Source organism: Rhizobium sp. ERR 1071 (assembly GCF_007828675.1).
Lineage (GTDB): Bacteria > Pseudomonadota > Alphaproteobacteria > Rhizobiales > Rhizobiaceae > Rhizobium > Rhizobium dioscoreae.
The window spans coordinates 773872-794093 of record NZ_VITM01000001.1 but is presented as its reverse complement, the minus strand read 5'-3'; the positions used below and the strand labels follow the sequence as shown (position 1 = coordinate 794093).

The window sequence follows — 20222 nt, the reverse complement described above, 5'->3', positions numbered from 1 at the left end:
TATTAACGCTTGGGTTACCATAGTCGTTTACGATTAATTTTGGCTTTCTATTATGGAGTTTTGCATATGTCCGGTGTCAACAACACCCAGCAGGATGTGGACATCGATCTCGCTCAGCTCTTTCGCGCTGTGTGGCAGCGGCGGGTGCGCGTCGTTGCCATCACGCTGGCTGGCGCCTGCGCGGCATTCGCGATCGCCAAGGTCATGTCGCCGGAATATCGCAGCGAGGCCCGCATCCTCATCGAGCAGCGTGCGCCCGCCTTTGCGGCGACGACATCGGGCAACGATGCCGGTGCTGGCCCGCTGCTAGACGAGTTGAATATTGCCAGCCAGGTGCAGATCCTGCAGTCGGCGGATCTGGTGAAGCAGGTCATTACCAATCTCAAGCTCTACGATCGTCCCGAATTCGCCGCCGGCAACAACGGTTCTGCTCTCTCTGATATTCTGATCAAGCTGCATCTGAAGCGGGCGGCGGCCGACAAGGCCCCGGAAGAGCGGATGCTGGACGCCTTCAACAGCCGCCTGCAGGTCTATCAGATCAACAGCTCACGCGTGATCGGCATCAGCTTCACGTCCCGCAATCCGGATCTCGCCGCCAGCGTGCCGAATGCCATGGCGCAGGTCTATCTATCCATGCAGAGCGGCGCCAAGCTCGATTCCAATAGCGAGGCGACGCGCTGGCTGGAGCCGGAGATCGCCAAGCTGCGCGATAAGGTGAGCGAGGCGGAAAAGAAAGTTGCGGATTATCGTTCCGCCAACGGTCTTCTCCAGACCAGTCAGAACAACAATTTCGCCACGCAGCAGCTCGCGGATATCTCGACGCAGCTGGCGCAGGTGCGTGGCGACAAGGCCAATGCCGAGGCGAGGGCGCAGGCGGTGCGCAGCGCACTGTCCAGCGGCCGTTCGACCGATACGCTTGCGGACGTCGCAGGCTCGCAAACTATTCAGCGGCTGAAGGCGACCCAATCTAATCTCGAGTCGCAGATATCGGATTTGTCCACGACGCTGATGGATGGGCATCCACGGCTGAAGAGCCTGCGGGCGCAGCTCGTCGATATCCGTCAGCAGATCGATCGCGAGACCCAGAGGATTCTGGCAAGCATCGAGAACGAGGCGAAGGTAGCGCAGCTGCGCGAACAGCAGCTCCTCGCCCAATCGAATACGCTGAAGGCCGATAGCGCCCGGGCAGGGGAGGACGAAGTGGGCCTCAATGCGCTGGAGCGTGAAGCTGCGGCAGAGCGACAATTGCTAGAGACCTATCTTGCCCGTTATCGCGAAGCGGCCTCTCGCGTCGACAAGAATTCCAGCCCTGCCGATGCGCGCATCGTTTCCACGGCGGTCGAACCGGTCGATCCCTCTTTCCCGAAAGTCGGCCCGATCGTCATCGTCGCTACCCTTGCCACCTTCATCCTCACGGCCATCGTTATCATGCTCGCGGAGCTGTTCAGCGGCCGTGCATTGCGGCCGGTCGGGCCTGCCCGCAGGGAAGATGCCGTCATGCTGGAGACGGCGAAGCGCACTCGACCCGTCGTCGAACCTGCTCCGGTTCGGGCAGTTGCGAGCGCGAGCGGTGCCGAGGCGCCGGCAAGCATGCTTTCGATCCCGCCAGAAGACATCGCGGTTCATGTTGCAGACACTGCAATTGCGCCCGACGCCGCTGCCGCCCCGGGCACTGCAATCGCTCCGGACCATGAACCCAGGCAGGCTGCTCGCGCGACGGAGGAAGAGGAAGATTTCTCCATCCAATCCGTCGCGGATTATCTGATCGACAGCGGCTCGCGGCTGGCGATCGCCATATCTCCGACCGGTGATAATGGTTCGACCGCGACTGTCATGCTGGCGCGGACCATCGCCGATGCGGGGAGCCGTATCGTGCTGGTCGATATGACCGGCACCGGATGTCCCTCCAGACTCATGGCAGAGCATGACGAACTTCCTGGCGTAACCGACCTGCTTTGCGGCGAAGCGGCCTTTGCCGATACGATCCATCCGGATCGCCTGTCGGATGCCCATCTCGTGCCGCAGGGCATGAGCGACCTTGCCCGTGCCATGCGCGGCGCCGATCGTCTGTCGCTGATCCTCGACGCACTCGGTTCGGCCTATGACATCGTTCTGGTGGAATGTGGCGCGGCTGAAGTCTCCGGCGTCGCACGGCTGACGCGCAGCAAGGAGACGGAAATCATCCTCTCCATGCCTGAGCCCGACGAAAGCCAGTTCATCGCTGCCATGACGGAATTCCAGAAGGCCGGCTACGAGCACATCATTCTGATGTCCGGCTGGCGCGAGGAGCATGATCCGGACACGCGCCGGGACGCAGCCTGATCAATCCGCGTCGCCGCCTCCATCATCCGATGCGGTGCCGGCTCCATGCCGTGCCCGCAGCCGCTGGATGAAGGAATAGAGCTTGCGATTGGATTTGATCGCGACCTTCGTACGCGTGATGACCCGGTTCGCCATCGCCGCGAGACGCCCCATGCCTGAGACGGGCAGGAAGAGATCATACTGCACCGTTTCCATCGGGCACCAGGAACGCTTGTAAATCTGGTCGCCGATACCGAAGTCGAAGAGCGCGACGCCTTCGCGATGCAGCCGCTCGATCATCAGCCAAAACAGCAATTCGCCGGGGCTCGCCTCCGCAACCAGAGCCTCATCGATAGAGGCAAACTGGCAGATGACATGATCTCCCTTGCGGGACAGGGCAGCGATGGCTGGAATATGGCCCTCGTGTTCGCCTTTTAGGCGCAGCGCATGCATCTCCAGCGTCGCGCCGATGCCATCGCCTTGGCGTCGGCGCAACATGGCGTGCAGCGCAGCCTTGATCCGGCCATCCTTGAACGCATCGGGCAGGCCGGCATCCTCGAAGCGGATCGCCTTCTGCCGGAAGAACAGATCGAGCAATGCGTCCTGCTCGTCAGGACCGGCGATCACATATTCGTAGCCGCCCCTGGCATCGAGAAGCCGGCTCTGATGCTTGAACTTCTTGCGCCGGCGCTTGGCATTGACCTGCTTTAGGCTTGCTTCAAAACTGCCGAGGAAGGGCATCTGAAAGGCGTGGTTCTGATTTTCGATCGACGTCAGCAAAGCGAGCGGATTTTTGCGGCCGCGCCATTCGAGCGGGACGTTGCGCAGGATGACGACGTCCGCCTTGCCGCGCAAAGCCGCCGAGATGGCGCTCGCCTGAGGAGCCGTCAAACCCCCATTCTCCAGGAACTCGGCTGAAAACAATCCGGTATTGATATTGTTGTGGTGGCCTCCGATGAACTCGGCTCGTCTTGTCCCGCGACTGCGAATGATTTCGAGCGGCAGGATGAAAGCAACCTGGTCTCCGATCGAGCCCCGGATGATGGCGAGAGGACGTTCGAGGTTCTCCACCCAAGCTGCGCACCAGTCATAGCTCTGGTGCAGCGAGTTGAGATCGTCCCGTTCCAGCGCGCGCCATTCGGCTTCGAGCGGTGCCATGCTGTCGAAGATGTCGACCCGCAACTGATCGGCGGCGGCAGGCTCCATCTCGATGGACGCAATCCGCTTATCCGCTGCTTCGGCGGCTATGCCAGCGATATCTCGCGTCTGGGTCTGCATCCGATCTTCTCCGCTCCGGCGGTATTCGGGCGCAGTCTGGCGGGCAACGGCTTATTTTTGGCTTAAGATGGGACACTCGCGCCGGACAAGGTGCGGATCAGGGTTAGCCTAATGTAAATCCTGCCAGAACGCGCGTTACTGCGGGCGCGGCCCGGCCATCCACTTGATGATGCCCATTGCCGGCAGCACCCAGATGATGCCGCTGAAAAGGAAATAGAGGAAATGCACCCAGCCGGGTTGATCTGCAAGCGTTCGCACTGCAACGATCATGGCGACGATCGCATAGATTGCAACCAGCAGCACCAGCAGGATCATGCCAATGAATTTGCGCAGGCGAAGGGGCACGGGGTTTTCTCCTCATTATGGCAACATGCCGCGACGGCATGCCGCAAACTCCCGGGACTTGTTTTGCACGCCCCTATCGGGCAAATCAACAGCCTGATCGAAGGGAGAAGCCATGGCTGCCACTAATTTTACGACCGAACAGGCCATTTTGAAGGAAGTGGCCCGGCAGGACCGCAATCGTCGCGCTATACGAATCTGGCTCGCCTGTGTGCTTCTGGTTCTCTTCGGTCTCGTGCTGGTGGGAGGCGCCACGCGCCTCACCAATTCCGGCCTGTCGATCACACAATGGCAGCCGATCCATGGCGTTATCCCGCCGCTGAATGCGCAGGAATGGCAGGACGAATTCGATCTCTACAAGCGCATCCCGCAATTCCAGATCCTGAACAAGGATATGACGGTCGAAGAGTTCAAGGGCATCTTCTGGTGGGAGTGGGCTCATCGCCTGCTGGCCCGCACCATCGGTATCATCTTTGGCCTGCCGCTACTGTTCTTCGTGTTGACGGGCCGCGTCGAGCGCAAGCTCTGGCTGCCGCTTGCGGGCATTTTCCTCCTCGGCGGCCTTCAGGGCGCGATCGGTTGGTGGATGGTCTCCTCGGGGCTCGAAGCGCGCACCGACGTCAGCCAATATCGCCTTGCGACGCATCTCGTGACGGCCTGTCTGATCTTTGCCGCCTGCATGTGGTTCATGCGCGCCCTGTCGCCGCATTCGAACGAGCCGCCGCCTACACGTCATTCAGCAAAACTCGCCGGTTTGATTGCTTTTATGGCCTTGTTTCAGATCTATCTCGGCGCGCTCGTCGCCGGTCTCGATGCAGGCCTCAGCTACAATACCTGGCCACTGATGGATGGCGCCGTCGTACCGAGTGATCTTTTCATACAGTCGCCGGGCTGGATCAATTTCTTCGAGAACCCGAAGACGGTCCAGTTCGTTCACCGCCTCGGCGCCTATGCGCTCTTCGCCGTGGTCGCCGTCAACATGATCATCTCGCTGCGCGCGGCGGCGCAAACGACCCATGCGCGGCGATCCGTCGTTCTCTTCGTGCTTGTGCTGATCCAGGCGATCCTCGGCATTTCGACGCTGCTGCTGCACGTGCCGCTGCATTTGGCCTTGGCACATCAGGCCGGCGCCCTGATCGTCTTCGGCTTTGCGATTGCCAATTGGCGCGGTTTCTATGGCGAATTGCCGCGCCAGACCTCGATCGTCGTGAGAGATTGAGGCGCTTTGCGCCTCGAATCCTTTTACCGTGCCGAAGCGACGCTTGCCGCCGACGACATCCGCGAGACCACTTTCAATCGCTTGATTTCGCCACGCCGGAAGGCAGCCAGGAAGCGGTTGTAATCCTTGAAGACCACGCAGCCATTCGATTCGCCACGGCCGCCTCTGAGCATGTAGGTGTGAGCCAGCAGGCCATCGCGGCCATAGACGCGAGCGCCGTTTGCGGGTGTCAGGCGCAGCGCCTGCACGCCATGGAACAGGCTTTCCCTATAAGTCAGGTTATACGTTTCAGGCGGCGTCGGGCCGGTATTCTTGCGGTCGACATAGCGGGGATTGTCGCGCATGTGGCCGAGGCCGGAATGGGCCTCGAGGCGCTCGCCGCTCGGCAAATAAACGGTTTTCGCCTCGATGTCGTAGATCGCCGTGCCTGCGCCGGGGCTGATCGCCGCAAACGGATTGATGAACGGCTTCGTCTTGCGCACGGAACTGTCATCCGGATCGGCATACGCCGTGAGACGTGATGGTGGCTGAGCGGTTGCTTCGTCGCCCGTCGCTCTGGCGATCGCGCTCGTGGCATTGGCGCGCTGCATGGGTGTCGGTGTCTCGCGGGCAGGGCGGGCCACCGGAATGACGTTCAGAACGGCTTCGGCCACCGCAATGTCGGCGTCCTTGGCGGGCAACGGCTTGGCTTCCGCAACGGCGGGCAAGCTTACCGCGGGGGCTGCCGAAGCAACCGCAGCCGGCTGTCCGGTCGTCTTTAGAGGACTTGCGGCAGGTATCAGCGCGGCTGCATACTTTGCTTGGCTCAGCGATTGCACTGCAGTCGCGAAGTTTATGGCGATGACCTTGCGCAAATGGTCGATCTTCTCGGGTGAAGCCGCGGCCACTTCGATACGACCGCTCTTGATGCTCGCCGCTACGTCCTGCGCCTGTTTCATTTCGGAGGTCTGCTGTGCAAGCGCATAGGCTAGTTGCAGTCGAACAGCGTCCGCACCGACACCTTTCGTTTGAACATCCGCGTCTGCGATGCCGCCGAAGCGGCTCTGTCCATGCAGCGAGGTCGTCTGGCTGGCGTAACGGACGGGATGAGCCGCGCGGCTTGGCGGAACGATGAATGCCGATGCGCGGGGCGCCAGGAAATTATCGGTCGGCGCCGCTGCGCCGGGAAGCGATAGCACCATCGATTGCGTCGTCATCAGCGTCGCCGCGATCCAGGCGAAAGCAGCGACTGCGACGCCGGTGGCCAGGGTGCCGGGACGGATGCTGAAGGATTTTTTTGATCGCGAGGCGTAGCCGGAGCGCGAATTGAAGTTACCGAACGTTTCGGTCACGAACGCCATGATACTCGTTATCCAAACTACACAGACACCAAGCCGGCTCAAGAACGCACACGCGCCCTAACGCGAGTGTCGCGTTCGGTCGCCAACTTGCCGGCTGTCTGGAAGCATGCCGAATTATGGTAACCAATTCCTTTACGATGGCTCATTCTTGGATATTCATTGAAAAAAGGGATAGTTTTAAACGTCCCGCCCATTCGGACCAGCAAAGCCGTTAAAGAGGAAATCCGGCCGACAATTGGTCGCGGAGCCTCACAGGCATTCACTTTTCCGTGTAGCTTCGGCTAATTTAGAGCAGCGGCAAAAATAAGGCCGCAAACAATGGCGAGCTCGAAATCGCGCAAAACCCCTTGCGGGCATGTAAAAAGCCCGGCCTGATCGATCCTCTGCGGATGAACGGGCCGGGCCGAACAAGCTTCGATTTGCGTCGGGCTGAGTTAGGCGCTCAGCATGAGATCCATGTTCTGTACGGCTGCGCCAGATGCGCCCTTGCCGAGATTGTCGAGCAGCGCCACCAGATTGACTTGCGCTCCGCCCGGCGTGCCAAAGACGAAGAGCTTCATCGTGTCCTTGCCGGCGAGCTCGACGGCGTTGACGCGGGGCAGGGCGCGGCTCTCATCGAGCGAAACGACCTGAACGATATCCTGACCGGCATAATGCTCGACGAGCGCGGCATGAATGCTCTCCAGCGTCGCGCCTTCCGCGAGATCGCTAAGATGCAGCGGCACCTGCACGATCATGCCCTGGGGGAAGCGGCCGACGGAGGGCGAGAAGATCGGCGCGCGCTCCAGCAGGCCGTGGGTCGTCATCTCGGGCACATGCTTGTGGGTCAGCGGCAGGCCATAGAGGAAGTGCGGCGCGGTGATCGCATCCGGATGATCCGGATTTTCCATCTGGGCGATCATTTGCTTGCCGCCGCCCGTGTAGCCCGACACGGCATTGACCGTCACGGGATAGTCCGTCGGAAGGATGCCGGCGGCGCGCAGCGGCCGAATGACACCGATCGCACCTGTCGGATAGCAGCCGGGATTGGCGACGAAACGTGCTGCCTTGATCTTACTGCCCTGGTTGCTGTCCATTTCGGCAAAGCCATAGGCCCAGTCGGGATGGATGCGGAAAGCTGTCGAGGTGTCGATAACGCGGACATTGTTGTTGCCCGCCACCATCTTTACCGCTTCTTTCGATGCGTCGTCGGGCAGGCAGAGGATGGCGATATCGGCGCTATTCAGCATGTCCTCGCGCATGGCGGCGTTGCGGCGTTCGGCTTCGGGAATGGACAGCAGCTCGACATCGCGGCGGTCGGCCATGCGCGTGCGGATCTGCAAGCCCGTGGTTCCGTGTTCGCCATCGATGAAGATTTTCGGTGCCATCTTATTCCTGCTCTTTCAATAGGTTCAGAGTGTTTCCGGACTCAGTTTGCCATGCAGTTGATTCAATTTCATAACGGCCGCTGTGGAAGCAGAAGGCGGCTTTCGAAAACCGTCCCACCTATCCCGAAATCATGTCTCAACGACCGCTCGCACGTCGTTCGGCGTGGAGACCGAGCATATACATCGCCACGGTCGCCCCCGCAATGGCGGTGATGTCGGCGTGGTCGTAGGCGGGCGACACTTCGACGACATCGGCCCCCCGGATATCCAGCTGATGCAGCCGCTGCAGCACCGACAGGATCTTGGCGCTGGAAGGGCCGCCCGCGACCGGCGTTCCCGTGCCCGGGGCATAGGCCGGATCGAGGCAATCTATATCGAAGGTCAGATAGGTTGGTGCGCCTTTGGTATGAGAAATGATCATCGAAGCGATATCGCCGGCGCTCATATCTTCGATCTGATGGCCATAGAGGATCTGGATACCAAAATCCTCGGGCGCATGCGTGCGGATGCCGATCTGGATGGAGCGGTCCGGGTCGATCAGCCCGTCGCGTACGGCGCGCGCAACGAAGGAGCCGTGGTCGATACGCTTGCCGTCATCGAACCAGGTGTCCTGATGGGCGTCGAACTGCACCAGTGCCAGCGGCCCATGCTTGGCGGCATGCGCCTTCAACAACGGCCATGTGACGAAGTGATCGCCCCCTAGGGTCAGCATGAAGGCGCCGCTGTCCAGGATCGTGGCCGCCTGTCTTTCGATTGCAGCGGGTGTCTCCTGATGATTGCCGTAGTCGAGCAGGCAGTCGCCATAGTCGATGACGGCCATCTCGGCGAAAAGATCGCGATTGAACGGATATTGCGGATCATTGTCGAAGATGGCCGACGCACGGCGGATCGCCTGCGGTCCGAAACGCGTTCCCGGCCGGTTCGAGGTGGCGGCATCGAAGGGGATGCCCCAAACCACGGCATCGACACCATCAAGCGATTTCGTGAAGCGGCGGCGCATGAAGGAGAGCGTGCCGGCAAAGGTCGGGTCGCTCGCAGCCGAGGTCAGGCTTGCCGCGGTAAAGGCATGGTCAATCGATGTGCTCGGCAAGGGCCTCTCCTTTGCTCGCTTGAAAGTCGTAGGCCCGTTCTATCCTACCTATGCGAACCTTGTATTCTTCGTACCAGCGCTCGCGCCCGAGTTTCTGCGCAGCCAGATGCGACACCACGTTCTTCCAGGCGAGGATGCTTTCCTCGTCCCGCCAGAAGGAGTTGGTGATGCCGAAACCATCGGCACTTCTCGCGCTTTCAAGCCCAAGAAAGCCATCCTGCGCCCTTGCCAGTTCTTCCATGCGCTCGCCCATCGAACCATAGCCGTTGTCGCCTTCGGTGCGGATCGAGGCGAAAGAGACGATGTAATAGGGCGGCTCGCGAGTAGCCGCAAAATGCGACGAAGTACTCTTGCTCATGGTGTTTCTCCGGGGAGCGGTCAAATCTCGAAATTCGGGCTGGAATCGTAAGCCAGATCCAGAGACTATTTGCCTGATCGAGCGGTGCATTGATACGCCTTTTTCACGCAGGCGATCTGCGGCGTCGAGCAATCGGCCCGCCCATCGGTCACGACACAATAGGAGCAGCTGTCGTTGAATTCGCGACAATCCGGGTTTGCCTGGAGAAAATCCTTCATACTCTGCATTTCCGCCGTGGTTTCGGCTGGCGCAGCTGACTGGGCATCGTCACACAGAACGGGTGCGGCGCTGGCGATCAAAAGCAGAAGCGAAAAGATGAATCCACGCATTGAACTCTCCCGGTGCTTGTATCGGGACTTTGCCACAAAATGTGCCGCTTGCCTTGGCGGATCTGCATCTTTTCTCATGATGTAAAAGAAAAAGGCCGGGAAAACCCGGCCTTTCCAAAAATCCGATCTCGGGTAAGCGATTAACGCTTGGAGAACTGGAACGAACGACGTGCCTTTGCGCGGCCGTACTTCTTGCGTTCGACGACGCGGCTGTCGCGGGTCAGGAAGCCACCCTTCTTCAGGACCGAGCGCAGGCCCGGCTCGAAGTAGGTGATCGCCTTGGACAGGCCGTGACGAACGGCACCGGCCTGGCCGGAGAGGCCGCCGCCGGCTACGGTTGCTACGATGTCGAACTGGCCGTCACGGGCAGCAGCGACGATCGGCTGACGGAGGATCATCTGCAGAACCGGACGGGCGAAGTAAGCCGTGTAGTCCTTGCCGTTGACGATGATCTTGCCGGAGCCGGCCTTGACCCACACGCGGGCGACGGCGTCCTTGCGCTTGCCGGTCGCGTAGGAGCGGCCGAGCGAGTCAACCTTGCGGACGTGAACCGGAGCAGCAGCTGCTTCAGACGTCGTGCCGAGGTCCTTCAGGGAGGAAAGGTCAGCCATTATCAGGCGCTCCTTACGTTCTTCTTGTTCAGCTTGGCGACGTCGAGGACGACCGGCTGCTGGGCTTCGTGGGGATGGTTGGAGCCGGCGTAGACGCGCAGGTTCTTCATCTGGCGACGGCCGAGCGGGCCGCGGGGAACCATGCGCTCGACGGCCTTCTCAACGACGCGCTCCGGGAAGCGACCTTCGATGATCTGGCGAGCCGTACGCTCCTTGATGCCGCCGGCATAACCGGTGTGCCAGTAGTAAACCTTGTCTTCGTACTTCTTGCCGGTGAAAACGACCTTGTCGGCATTGATGACGATGACGTTGTCGCCGTCGTCGACGTGCGGCGTGAAGGTAGCCTTATGCTTGCCGCGCAGACGCATTGCGATGATAGAAGCGAGACGGCCAACGACAAGCCCTTCGGCGTCGATGAGAACCCACTTCTTCTCCACCTCTGCAGGCTTCTGGGAGAAGGTTGCCATGTTGCATACTCTCTTTTAGGACCCTTGGCCCGAAGGCGTCTGGGCGTTTCTTGTTGCTTGGTTTGGCGCGTATGAATGCGTGCCAAAAAAGAAAGCAGCCGGGAGAGGCTGCAATCTGCGGCGGCTTATAGATCGATTAAGGGCCAGGGTCAATATCGCCTGATTGACAGGCCGCAAAAATTATAAAGTAAAATCAATATATTGTTTATGTGGTAAAATAAGACCACATAATTTATCGTCAGCCAAGCCGCAAAACCAGCACTCCGCCAGCAATAATGGCGCCGGCAATATAGCGCCAGATGCTGGACCGCTCCTTCAAAACGACGACGGATATCACCAAAGCGAAGAGGATCGAAGTCTCGCGCAAGGCGGCGACCATGGCGACCGGCGCCTTGGTCATCGCCCACAAGGCCAGCCCGTAGGAAGCGATCGAGCCGCCGCCGCCGATAAGCCCGCGCCACCAGTTGTAACGGACGTGGGCGGCGACGGCATTGATGCCGCGTTGCGATATCGCCCAGGCGAAAAGGAGAATGGGGGGAAGGAGTGCCATCCACAGAGTATAGGATACCGAATTGCCCGATATCCGCGCGCCGATGCCATCGACATAGGTATAGGTCGCGATGACAACGGCATTGGCGAGGGCGAGAACGATCGCCCGGCGGCTGCCCTTTCGGGCCTCGAAGGCAAGCGTCAATATGCCGGCACAAATGGTCATGGTGCCGATCAATGCGCCGCCCGAAAGCGTTTCCTTCAGGATGAAGCTGCTTGTCGAAACAATGATGAGCGGTGCGACACCGCGCATCAGCGGATAGACGAGCCCGATATCCCCGGCGCGATAAGCGGCTGCCACCAGCTGGAAATAGGCGAATTGAAGGATGGCCGAGGCACCGATGAACGGCCAGGCCGCTGAGGCGGGCAGGGGAAGGAACGGCAGAAGGGGCAATGCCGCGACCGCGCCGCCGGCCGAAACCAGCGCCGCATCGAGCGATTTGTCGGTTCCGGCCTTGATGATCGCATTCCAGGTCGCGTGCAGCAGGGCGCCGAAAAGAACGAGCGCGATAACGTCGAGAGACACGGAAAACCTCGGAAATTGGCAGGCGTAATGGCAATGCTTGGTATTTTGTGGGAGTGCGGTCCCCATATGATCCGCAATACATCGAAAAGCAACGAAATATCGGTCATTCTGACGGCTTGCCATTTGCTCCGGTCATGTCGGGCGCTGAGAATGGTGTTTTTGTTATGTTCCAGATCGCTCTTTTCAGCATTATAAGTAACTAATTTATTGGAGTATGAAGCGCGAACAAATATCGCATGTCCTGTGAACGCGAGAGTAGCATTAGACACTTCTTACTTAAAAACGACAGAGGGCTGTGTCGCCTGCAACGCCGCGTGTTGTCGGGCGTGGGAAAATCGACGCGAAAACGCCGCGCGCAATCTCTCTTCCCCTCATGAATAGAGTGGATAATTCTACAAGAGGTGAAAAATATTACAGGTAGAGCGCGCGATACTGCTGATGAAAATCATAATAAGAGATAAGTATAGAATCGTCGAACCAAAAATTGGCAGGGCAATATCATTGCGCGAACTCGAAAATTATTCTGTGGGAAAATAATCAAATAGCATATGTTCCGCGTTCGCATTCGGTTCTCGTTGGAATTGACTGTCTATTCGAAGTTTCTAATTTATATGCGAATAAAAAGCGAACAAAGATTGCATTTCCTGAGAACGCAACCCCGCGGCTTCAGGAAAATTTATGAAAGCGCTTTGGAGAGGGGCTTGAACACAGGCGTATAAATGCCCGCGCGCGGCCATAGGGCCCAAGATGCACCGTGCCTGGGACAATCAATGGTCGTATCGAACTCGTGAGCCGTCCGTCATATCCAGCCGTAGTCTATTGCGATCAGCGTCGGAAAATCAAATCATCGTCATCGAGGTCGGTCGTCGGCCTGCATATATAGACCGGACAGGAAGCGCGATCCTTCGTGGGGAGATAATCCTGATAGGCGTAAAAGCCCATATCGCATGCGCCGCTGTCCGCAACATAGCGATCATAGAGCGTCATGTTCGGTGTTCTTCTGGCCGGATAACGCATGATGACTGCACGCTCCCGATTGATGACCGCCCTGGCCTCGGCGCAGGTCATGGACATGGAATTATATCGCGAAATCGCCAATGCCGGCGTCGCGGCCGAAGTGACGAGCAGGCCCAGCAGGATGAAATTTTTCATCTGAGTAATCCTCCCTGAAGTTGTTATAATACAATATATATACGCGGAGACCGCCATTGCGGTTTCCATATTTGTGACAAAACGCAAGTGTGATCGAGGTGGGAGGCTTCGTGATGAACCACGATAGTTATGACGATTCCTATATAGCCGATATCCTCTTGTCCGTAAGGACCATCGCGCTCGTCGGCGCTTCGCCCAATCCCGCGCGCCCGAGCAACGGTGTGATGGCCTATCTCCTGAACAGGGGATATCGCGTCATCCCCATCAATCCCGGACAGGCCGGCAAGGAAATTCTGGGGCAATGGGTCTATGCACGCCTGGCCGACATTCCCGAGCCTGTGGATATGGTCGATGTTTTTCGGGCGCCGGAATATCTCCGATCGGTCGTGGAGGAGACGATCATGATCGAGCCGCGGCCCCCGGTCATCTGGGGCCAACTCGGCGTGCGTGACGATGCGGCTGCGGCGAGAGCGGAAGCTGCGGGGGTAAGGGTCGTCATGGACCGCTGCCCGGCTATCGAGTATCCGCGTCTGGTCGCTTGACCGAGATCATGCATGACGGCTGCATTCTGCCGTTTATCGCGCGATCTCACTGAAAGATGGCAAGTTTTTTCCGCGAGCCGAGAAGCACGGCAAAGTTCGCGGTTAACTTTCATATGCCAGGCGTTATGCTTTTCCCGTTACGAACAAGATCCGGCGGGAGGAAAAATATGCCAACCAACAACCCAGGTTTCGACACGCTTGCGATCCACGCCGGCGCGCAGCCAGACCCGGCGACAGGCGCGCGCGCGACGCCGATCTACCAGACGACCTCCTTCGTCTTTCAGGACGCCGATCATGCCGCTGCACTGTTTGGATTGCAGCAGTTCGGCAATATCTACACGCGCATCATGAACCCGACGCAGGCGGTGTTGGAAGAGCGGGTGGCGGCTCTTGAAGGCGGAACCGCGGCTCTCGCGGTGGCCTCCGGTCATGCGGCACAGCTGCTCGTTTTCCATGCCATCATGCAGCCGGGCGACAATTTTGTTGCGGCCAAGCGGCTCTATGGTGGCTCGGTCAATCAGTTCGGGCAATCCTTCAAGAATTTCGACTGGCGAGTCCGCTGGGCCGATTCCGCCGATCCTGCGACCTTCGAGGCGCAGATCGATGGCCGCACCCGCGCCGTCTTCATCGAAAGTCTTGCCAATCCCGGCGGCACCTTCGTCGATATCGCCGCGATCGCGGCCATCGCGCACAAGCATGGCCTGCCGCTGATCGTCGACAACACCCTTGCAAGCCCCTATCTCATCCGGCCGCTGGAGCATGGCGCCGATATCGTCGTGCACTCGCTGACAAAATTCCTCGGTGGCCACGGCAATTCCATGGGCGGCATCATCGTCGACGGCGGCACTTTCGACTGGTCCGCCTCGGGCAATTATCCCATGCTGTCTTCACCGCGCCCGGAATATAACGGCGTCGTTCTGCATTCGACTTTCGGCAACTTCGCTTTCGCCATTGCTTGCCGGGTGCTAGGCCTGCGCGATCTCGGGCCAGCCATCTCGCCATTCAATGCCTTTCTGATCCTGACCGGCATTGAGACGCTGCCATTGCGCATGCAGCGCCATTCCGACAATGCGGCTGCCGTTGCGCGTTGGCTGAAAGCGCAGGAAAAGGTGGCATGGGTGAACTATTCCGGCCTGGAAGACGATCCGAACCATGCCCTCCAGCAGCGTTACTCACCGAAAGGCGCGGGCTCGGTCTTCACCTTCGGACTGAAGGGTGGTTATGAAGCGGGCAAGGGGCTGGTCGAAGGTCTGGAGCTCTTTTCGCATCTTGCCAATATCGGCGATACGCGTTCGCTCGTCATCCATCCCGCCTCGACGACCCACAAACAGTTGACTGACGAGCAGAAGGTTGCCGCCGGTGCCGGCCCGGATGTCGTGCGTTTGTCGATCGGCATCGAGGACGTCAAGGACATCATCGCCGACCTGGAACAGGCGCTCGCGAAAGTCTGATGAGGTTCCTCACATAGCTTTGGCAACAGTTTTTTATTGGGTTATATTGAGTCGACCGGCGAAAAAACCTGAAAAACGGGGCGCTCGCATATATGGCCTCTTCAAATCTGACCCTATAGGATGCCGGTTACGAAGCGATCCAGCCGGGTTTCTGGACGATAGAGCGTCTTGACCAGGATCGCCGCGAAAACGGCGGTAAGCACCCCGCCCATGACGTCACCGACATAATGCGTGCCGACGTAGACTCGCGAGAAGGAGACAAGGATCGCGCCGAGTAGGAAGAAGAAGCTTCGCTCTGGCATGCGTTGAAGCGCAAATGCGGCAACGATCGCGAACGCGGCCGTCGCGTGGTCGGAGGGAAAGGACGGGTCATTGCTGCGATTTATAAGTAGCTTGGTGACTCCGACATCATACGGGCGAACGCGACTGACAAAAAACAGGATGACTTGGTTGATGCCGAGACCGATGACGAAGGTCAGGCCCGCGGCAACGAGTGCGTGTCGGGTTTCCGATCGACGTTCTCCGACCCACCATTGGACAGCGACGAGAACGATCAACAAGGGAACGCCGTAAGCCGTGATTAGGATCATCAGGCTGTCGACTGTCGGGTTTCCGGCTATGCCATTGATCCACTCTGTTATAACGACATCTAGTCCATACATGCTGGCCCCTTCTGAACTGCGATTGCGATTTCGGCCCGATTGAGATGGTCGAGCCAAATTAACGAAGCGCACTAGGGCATTGTTTTCTGACGTTTCCCTGAAAGGTGGGAGCTTGGCATGGGGCGGCAGGTCAGGATGATATGCTTTTCGGGTTCGCGTTTTATTGGGTTCGCGGAGAGCCACATAAGGCAATCGACAGGAGACATTTGTGACGACCTATCTGGCAGTGGACATCAGCGACATCGAACCGGAAACGGGCGCGCCCGCAGCTGATCGCCTCGTTTCGGGAGCCCCAATCTTTCGCACATGGAATGTTGAAGAGGCCGATGGCGGCCTTTACGTCGGCATATGGGAGGCGACGCCTGGCAAATGGAAGGTCGTCTATGACGAGTGGGAATACTTCCATATCCTCTCCGGCTACTCCGTTGTAACGTCAGACGATGGCGAGGCCTTTCATCTGCGTGCGGGCGACCGCCTTATCTTGAAGCCGGGCTTCAAGGGGACCTGGGAAGTGATTGAAACGACTCGCAAGGATTATGTGATCCGTCTTTGACGATGCTCTTGAATTAGAACATGAAGTTCGCGTTCATGCGCCCTTTGGCGCGCTTCATTTCCTGCCGTTCCGCGATGGCCGTGATGATTGCCGCAGGTTGTGTCACTGCCGCTTCATTAAACTGTCATCAAACTGAAACAATGCGTCTTTAGAGCCAAGTCTGTCGCCGGGAGATTTCAGGCGGGGAGGTTCGTTTACCATGGGGACCTCGCGCCGATCTTCTGCTCGCCATCCTTTCATTCACTTGAGGAAGTGAGTCTACTATGCTTAACCTGAAACTCCGTTCGCTTTGCCTGACTGCAGGCCTCATCGCGGCTATGTCCGCTTCGGCCTCCGCTGCCGACATCACGGGCGCCGGCTCGAGCTTCATCGCACCGGTTCTGTCCAAGTGGGCTGAAGGCTACAAGGCTGCGACGAACAATGTCGTCAACTATCAGTCGGTTGGTTCGGGCGCCGGCATCAAGCAGCTTCTCGACAAGACCATCGTATTCGGCGCTTCGGACAAGCCCATGAGCGACGCCGACCTCGAGAAGAACGGCATTGCCCAGTTCCCGATGATCTCCGGCGGCATCGTCGTTTCCTATAATGTCGAAGGCGTAAAGCCGGGCGAACTCGTTCTCGACGGCAAGACGCTGGCTGACATCTTCCTTGGCAAGATCGCCAAGTGGGACGATGCAGCCATCAAGGCTCTCAACCCCGATGTAAAGCTGCCGTCCACGCCGATCTCGGTCGTTTACCGCGCCGACAGCTCGGGCACGACCTTCAACTTCACCGACTACCTGTCGAAGGTTTCGCCGGAGTGGAAGGAAAAGGTTGGCTCGAACACGGCTGTTGAATGGCCGGTCGGTTTCGGCGCCAAGGGTTCGGAAGGCGTTTCCACGACCGTCAACCAGACGGCTGGTTCGATCTCCTACGTTGAATATTCCTACGTCGTCGCCAACCACATCGGTTTCGCGAAGATGAAGAATGCTGCCGGCAAGGTTATCGAGCCGAGCCTGGAAACCTTCAAGGCTGCCGCTTCCAACGCCGACTGGGCCAAGGCCAAGAACTTCAACCTGATCATCACCAATCAGCCGGGCGAAAAGAGCTGGCCGATTGCTGCCTCGACCTGGGTTCTGCTCTATAAGAAGCCGGCCGATGCTGCTAAGAACGAAGAGGCACTGAAGTTCTTCAAGTGGTCCTATGAGCATGGCCAGAAGGACGCGACCGCCCTGTCTTATCTCGCGGTCCCGGACAATGTTGTCGAGATCGTTGAGAAGTCTTGGAAGACGGACTTCGGCACGAAGTAATTTGTGCTAGGCGAGAAAGTTGCGGCGGGCAGGGTATTTCCCTGTCCGCCTTTCGTGACAGGACAAGGGGAAATCGATGGCTAACGCGACTCAAATGGCGGGCTTCCAGGCTGTGAATACCTCCGCCGCGACCAGAAAATTCCGAATCCAGGATCGGATTTTCTATTTGATGACGCTTGGCTCGGCTGTTCTTGTCGTGCTTCTGCTGCTGGCAATCCTCGTGGTTCTTGTCATCGATGCCTTGCCCACATTTCAGACCTTTGGCTTGTCGTTCCTCTGGGGCACCAAGTGGAGCGCGCCGGCTGATATTTATGGCGCCGTGCCTGCCGTGGTCGGTACGCTTGTAAGTTCGTTCATCGCCATGCTGATTGCTGTTCCCCTCGGCATCGGCATCGCCATATTCCTGACGGAACTTTGCCCCGGCAGCCTGCGCCGTCCAATCAGTACGGCCATCGAGCTTCTGGCAGGCGTTCCCTCCATTATCTACGGCATCGTCGGCCTGTTCATTCTCGTGCCGCTCATGCAGAACTATATATTGCCATTCCTTATCTCTACGGTCGGCCAGGTGCCGGTGATCGGTCTGCTGTTCCAGCCGCCGGCCCCGGGCGTCGGCCTGCTGACGGCAAGCCTCGTGCTCGCCGTCATGATCCTGCCGTTCATCACCGCAATCTCCCGCGACGTGTTCAGCACCGTGCCGCCGATGCTGCGCGAATCCGCCTACGGCATGGGCATGACGACATGGGAAGTGGCCCGCCACATCCTGATCCCTTATACACGCCGTGGCCTCGTCGGAGGCATCATGCTTGGCCTTGGCCGCGCGCTTGGCGAAACCATGGCCGTCACCTTCGTCGTCGGCTCGGTAAGCCGTCTGCAATCGTCGATCATTTCGCCGTCCACGACCATTTCCGCCCAGATCGCGAACAACTTCGGCGATGCCGACGGTCTGCAATTGTCGAGCCTGATCGCGCTCGGCCTGCTCCTGTTCGTCCTTTCCTTCTGCGTGCTTGCAGTGGCGAGATGGATGATCGGCCGCGGCGACTCGCTCTGAGGAAAAAACCATGGAAAATGCAGTTCGTCAGAATCTCGTGTCGAGGCGTTATACGAAGAACAAGGTGATGATGGCCCTGTCCTTCCTCGCGGCCATTCTCGGCATATTCTTTCTCAGCGTGATCCTTGTCAGCCTGGTTTATCGCGGTGTATCGGCGCTCAGCCTCGACGTGTTCACCATGTCGATCCCGGCTCAGGGCTCGCGCGGCGGTCTGATAAACGCAATCTACGGCACGGTGCTGGTCACCGGCTGTGCCATTCTGATCGCAGCGCCGATCGGCATTCTAGCCGGCACCTACCTGGTGGAATATGCCAACGGCACCAAGCTTGCCGAGGTCGCCAAATTCATCAACGACATTCTGCTGTCCGCACCCTCGATCATCGTCGGCGTGTTCGTCTACGGCGCCGTGGTCGTGCCCATGCACGGTAATTCTGCCATCGCGGGCATCCTAGCGCTGGCGCTGATCGCCCTTCCGGTTGTCAACCGGACGACGCAGGACATGCTGTTACTGGTGCCGAATGCGCTTCGCGAGGCGACTGCCGCGCTCGGTGCGCCGCGCTGGAAGTCCATGATGATGGTGATCTACCGTTCCGCCTGGACCGGTATTCTCACCGGCATTCTGCTGGCCATCGCCCGCATCAGCGGCGAAACCGCACCGCTTCTCTTCACTGCCGGCTATAGCAAATTCATGAATACGGGCCTGACCGGTCCGATCGCCACGCTGCCGGTTGCCATCAACACGCTTGCCGCCGATGCTGGCGAGGATCTCAAACAACTGGCCTGGGCCGGTGCGCTGATCATCACCGTCGCCATCCTTGCCCTGAACATCCTTGCCCGTGTCTTGAGTGGGCGCCGTCAATGACGCAGCCGTCGAACGATAGGAATGAGACCATGAACATGAGCGACAGCAAATTTCAGAGCGTCAACGCACAACAGGGGAAGGACGCCGCTTCCCAGTCGGATCTCGGTGCGCTCGCGAAGCTCGAGGTGAAGAACCTCGATTTCACCTATCAGAACGGCCATCGCGTTCTGAAGAGTGTGAATATGAATATCCGCAAGAACGCGGTCACCGCCTTCATCGGCCCTTCGGGTTGCGGCAAGTCCACGCTGCTGCGCACCTTCAACCGCATGTATGATCTTTACCCCGGTCAGACCGTGACTGGCGAAATTCTGCTGGATGGCCGCAATATCCTCACCAAGGACGTCGATCTCAACGATCTGCGCGCCAAGGTCGGCATGGTGTTCCAGAAGCCGACGCCGTTCCCGATGTCCATCTACGAGAACGTCGCTTTCGGCATCCGCCTCTATGAGAAGATCTCCAAGGCGGAAATGGACGCCCGCGTCGAGGCGGCGCTGACGGAAACGGCGCTGTGGAGCGAAGTCAAGGACAAGCTGCATCAGAGCGGACTTGGCCTTTCCGGCGGCCAGCAGCAGCGCCTCTGTATCGCCCGCGCCATCGCCATTCGTCCCGAAGTCCTCCTGCTCGACGAGCCCACCTCGGCTCTTGACCCGATCTCGACCGCCAAGGTCGAGGAACTGGTGTCGCAGTTGAAGGGCGATTTCACCATCGTCATCGTCACGCACAATATGCAGCAGGCAAGCCGTATCTCCGACAGCACCGCCTTCATGTATCTGGGCGAGCTGATCGAATACGGCGCGACCGAACAGATCTTCCAGGCGCCGAAGGTCAAGCGCACGGAAGACTATATCACCGGTCGTTACGGCTGATACGGCTGGACATTGCCGCA

At 58.9% G+C, this 20222-nt stretch carries 21 protein-coding genes; 9 read left to right on the top strand and 12 right to left on the bottom strand.

What is annotated here, in order from left to right; genetic code table 11:
- Positions 1–66: 66 nt before the first annotated feature.
- Positions 67–2322 (top strand): GumC family protein, encoded by a 2256-nt coding sequence (locus tag FBZ99_RS03925; RefSeq protein ID WP_145631458.1) that lies wholly within the window; start codon positions 67–69, stop codon positions 2320–2322.
- Here FBZ99_RS03925 and FBZ99_RS03920 read toward each other — a convergent pair whose 3' ends face one another.
- Together FBZ99_RS03920 and FBZ99_RS03915 are read right to left on the bottom strand one after the other, a co-directional pair.
- Positions 2323–3579, bottom strand: coding sequence for a GNAT family N-acetyltransferase (locus FBZ99_RS03920; RefSeq protein ID WP_145631455.1), 1257 nt, complete (start codon positions 3577–3579; stop codon positions 2323–2325).
- A 135-nt stretch (positions 3580–3714) separates the two neighbouring features.
- A complete protein-coding gene (locus FBZ99_RS03915) occupies positions 3715–3924 on the bottom strand; it encodes a DUF2842 domain-containing protein (RefSeq protein WP_069616272.1) in 210 nt (69 codons plus the stop codon).
- 112 nt (positions 3925–4036) lie between these two features.
- Here FBZ99_RS03915 and FBZ99_RS03910 point away from each other — a divergent pair, with 112 nt between their 5' ends.
- Positions 4037–5140, top strand: coding sequence for a COX15/CtaA family protein (locus tag FBZ99_RS03910; RefSeq protein WP_113354723.1), 1104 nt, complete (start codon positions 4037–4039; stop codon positions 5138–5140).
- A gap of 23 nt (positions 5141–5163) precedes the next feature.
- On the opposite strand, the gene FBZ99_RS03905 is transcribed toward FBZ99_RS03910, so the two are convergent.
- From FBZ99_RS03905 to FBZ99_RS03865, 9 genes are all read right to left on the bottom strand, one after another.
- Entirely contained in the window at positions 5164–6480 is a 1317-nt protein-coding gene (locus tag FBZ99_RS03905) for a DUF2778 domain-containing protein (protein ID WP_145631453.1), read from the bottom strand.
- 434 nt (positions 6481–6914) lie between these two features.
- Positions 6915–7847 carry an N-acetyl-gamma-glutamyl-phosphate reductase gene (gene argC / locus FBZ99_RS03900; RefSeq protein WP_145631450.1) on the bottom strand — a complete coding sequence of 311 codons (933 nt, stop codon included), beginning with the start codon at positions 7845–7847 and terminating at the stop codon, positions 6915–6917.
- A gap of 136 nt (positions 7848–7983) precedes the next feature.
- The gene (gene speB / locus FBZ99_RS03895) at positions 7984–8937 is read right to left on the bottom strand and encodes an agmatinase (RefSeq protein WP_145631447.1); all 954 of its coding nucleotides are present in this window, start codon (positions 8935–8937) and stop codon (positions 7984–7986) included.
- Positions 8918–9295 (bottom strand): antibiotic biosynthesis monooxygenase family protein, encoded by a 378-nt coding sequence (locus FBZ99_RS03890; protein ID WP_145631444.1) that lies wholly within the window; start codon positions 9293–9295, stop codon positions 8918–8920. Before FBZ99_RS03890 ends, speB begins: the two co-directional genes overlap by 20 nt.
- 65 nt (positions 9296–9360) lie before the next feature.
- Positions 9361–9624 carry a hypothetical protein gene (locus tag FBZ99_RS03885; protein ID WP_145631441.1) on the bottom strand — a complete coding sequence of 88 codons (264 nt, stop codon included), beginning with the start codon at positions 9622–9624 and terminating at the stop codon, positions 9361–9363.
- 140 nt (positions 9625–9764) lie between these two features.
- On the bottom strand, positions 9765–10235 hold the full coding sequence (gene rpsI, locus FBZ99_RS03880; protein ID WP_069616279.1) for a 30S ribosomal protein S9: 471 nt from the start codon (positions 10233–10235) through the stop codon (positions 9765–9767).
- Positions 10236–10237: 2 nt separating this feature from the next.
- A complete protein-coding gene (gene rplM, locus FBZ99_RS03875) occupies positions 10238–10702 on the bottom strand; it encodes a 50S ribosomal protein L13 (RefSeq protein WP_004122374.1) in 465 nt (154 codons plus the stop codon).
- A gap of 238 nt (positions 10703–10940) precedes the next feature.
- A complete protein-coding gene (locus FBZ99_RS03870; protein WP_113329006.1) occupies positions 10941–11777 on the bottom strand; it encodes an EamA family transporter in 837 nt (278 codons plus the stop codon).
- Between the two features lie 825 nt (positions 11778–12602).
- Complete coding sequence (locus FBZ99_RS03865) at positions 12603–12929, bottom strand: hypothetical protein (RefSeq protein ID WP_113329005.1); 327 nt, start codon at positions 12927–12929, stop codon at positions 12603–12605.
- Positions 12930–13042: 113 nt separating this feature from the next.
- Between FBZ99_RS03865 and FBZ99_RS03860 the strand changes: the two genes are divergently transcribed.
- Positions 13043–13471, top strand: coding sequence for a CoA-binding protein (locus FBZ99_RS03860; RefSeq protein ID WP_015339469.1), 429 nt, complete (start codon positions 13043–13045; stop codon positions 13469–13471).
- A 167-nt stretch (positions 13472–13638) separates the two neighbouring features.
- Positions 13639–14922, top strand: coding sequence for an O-acetylhomoserine aminocarboxypropyltransferase (locus tag FBZ99_RS03855; protein ID WP_113329004.1), 1284 nt, complete (start codon positions 13639–13641; stop codon positions 14920–14922).
- Between the two features lie 113 nt (positions 14923–15035).
- Here the strand turns inward: FBZ99_RS03855 and FBZ99_RS03850 are convergent, their stop codons facing one another.
- Positions 15036–15584, bottom strand: coding sequence for a phosphatase PAP2 family protein (locus FBZ99_RS03850; RefSeq protein WP_113329003.1), 549 nt, complete (start codon positions 15582–15584; stop codon positions 15036–15038).
- Between the two features lie 208 nt (positions 15585–15792).
- Between FBZ99_RS03850 and FBZ99_RS03845 the strand changes: the two genes are divergently transcribed.
- From FBZ99_RS03845 to pstB, 5 genes are all read left to right on the top strand, one after another.
- A complete protein-coding gene (locus FBZ99_RS03845; RefSeq protein ID WP_113329002.1) occupies positions 15793–16137 on the top strand; it encodes a cupin domain-containing protein in 345 nt (114 codons plus the stop codon).
- Positions 16138–16400: 263 nt separating this feature from the next.
- The gene (pstS, locus tag FBZ99_RS03840) at positions 16401–17426 is read left to right on the top strand and encodes a phosphate ABC transporter substrate-binding protein PstS (protein WP_113329001.1); all 1026 of its coding nucleotides are present in this window, start codon (positions 16401–16403) and stop codon (positions 17424–17426) included.
- Positions 17427–17502: 76 nt separating this feature from the next.
- Positions 17503–18474, top strand: coding sequence for a phosphate ABC transporter permease subunit PstC (pstC, locus tag FBZ99_RS03835; RefSeq protein ID WP_113329000.1), 972 nt, complete (start codon positions 17503–17505; stop codon positions 18472–18474).
- 10 nt (positions 18475–18484) lie between these two features.
- On the top strand, positions 18485–19336 hold the full coding sequence (pstA, locus tag FBZ99_RS03830) for a phosphate ABC transporter permease PstA (RefSeq protein WP_113328999.1): 852 nt from the start codon (positions 18485–18487) through the stop codon (positions 19334–19336).
- Between the two features lie 29 nt (positions 19337–19365).
- Positions 19366–20202 carry a phosphate ABC transporter ATP-binding protein PstB gene (pstB, locus tag FBZ99_RS03825; protein WP_145631438.1) on the top strand — a complete coding sequence of 279 codons (837 nt, stop codon included), beginning with the start codon at positions 19366–19368 and terminating at the stop codon, positions 20200–20202.
- Positions 20203–20222 lie beyond the last annotated feature (20 nt).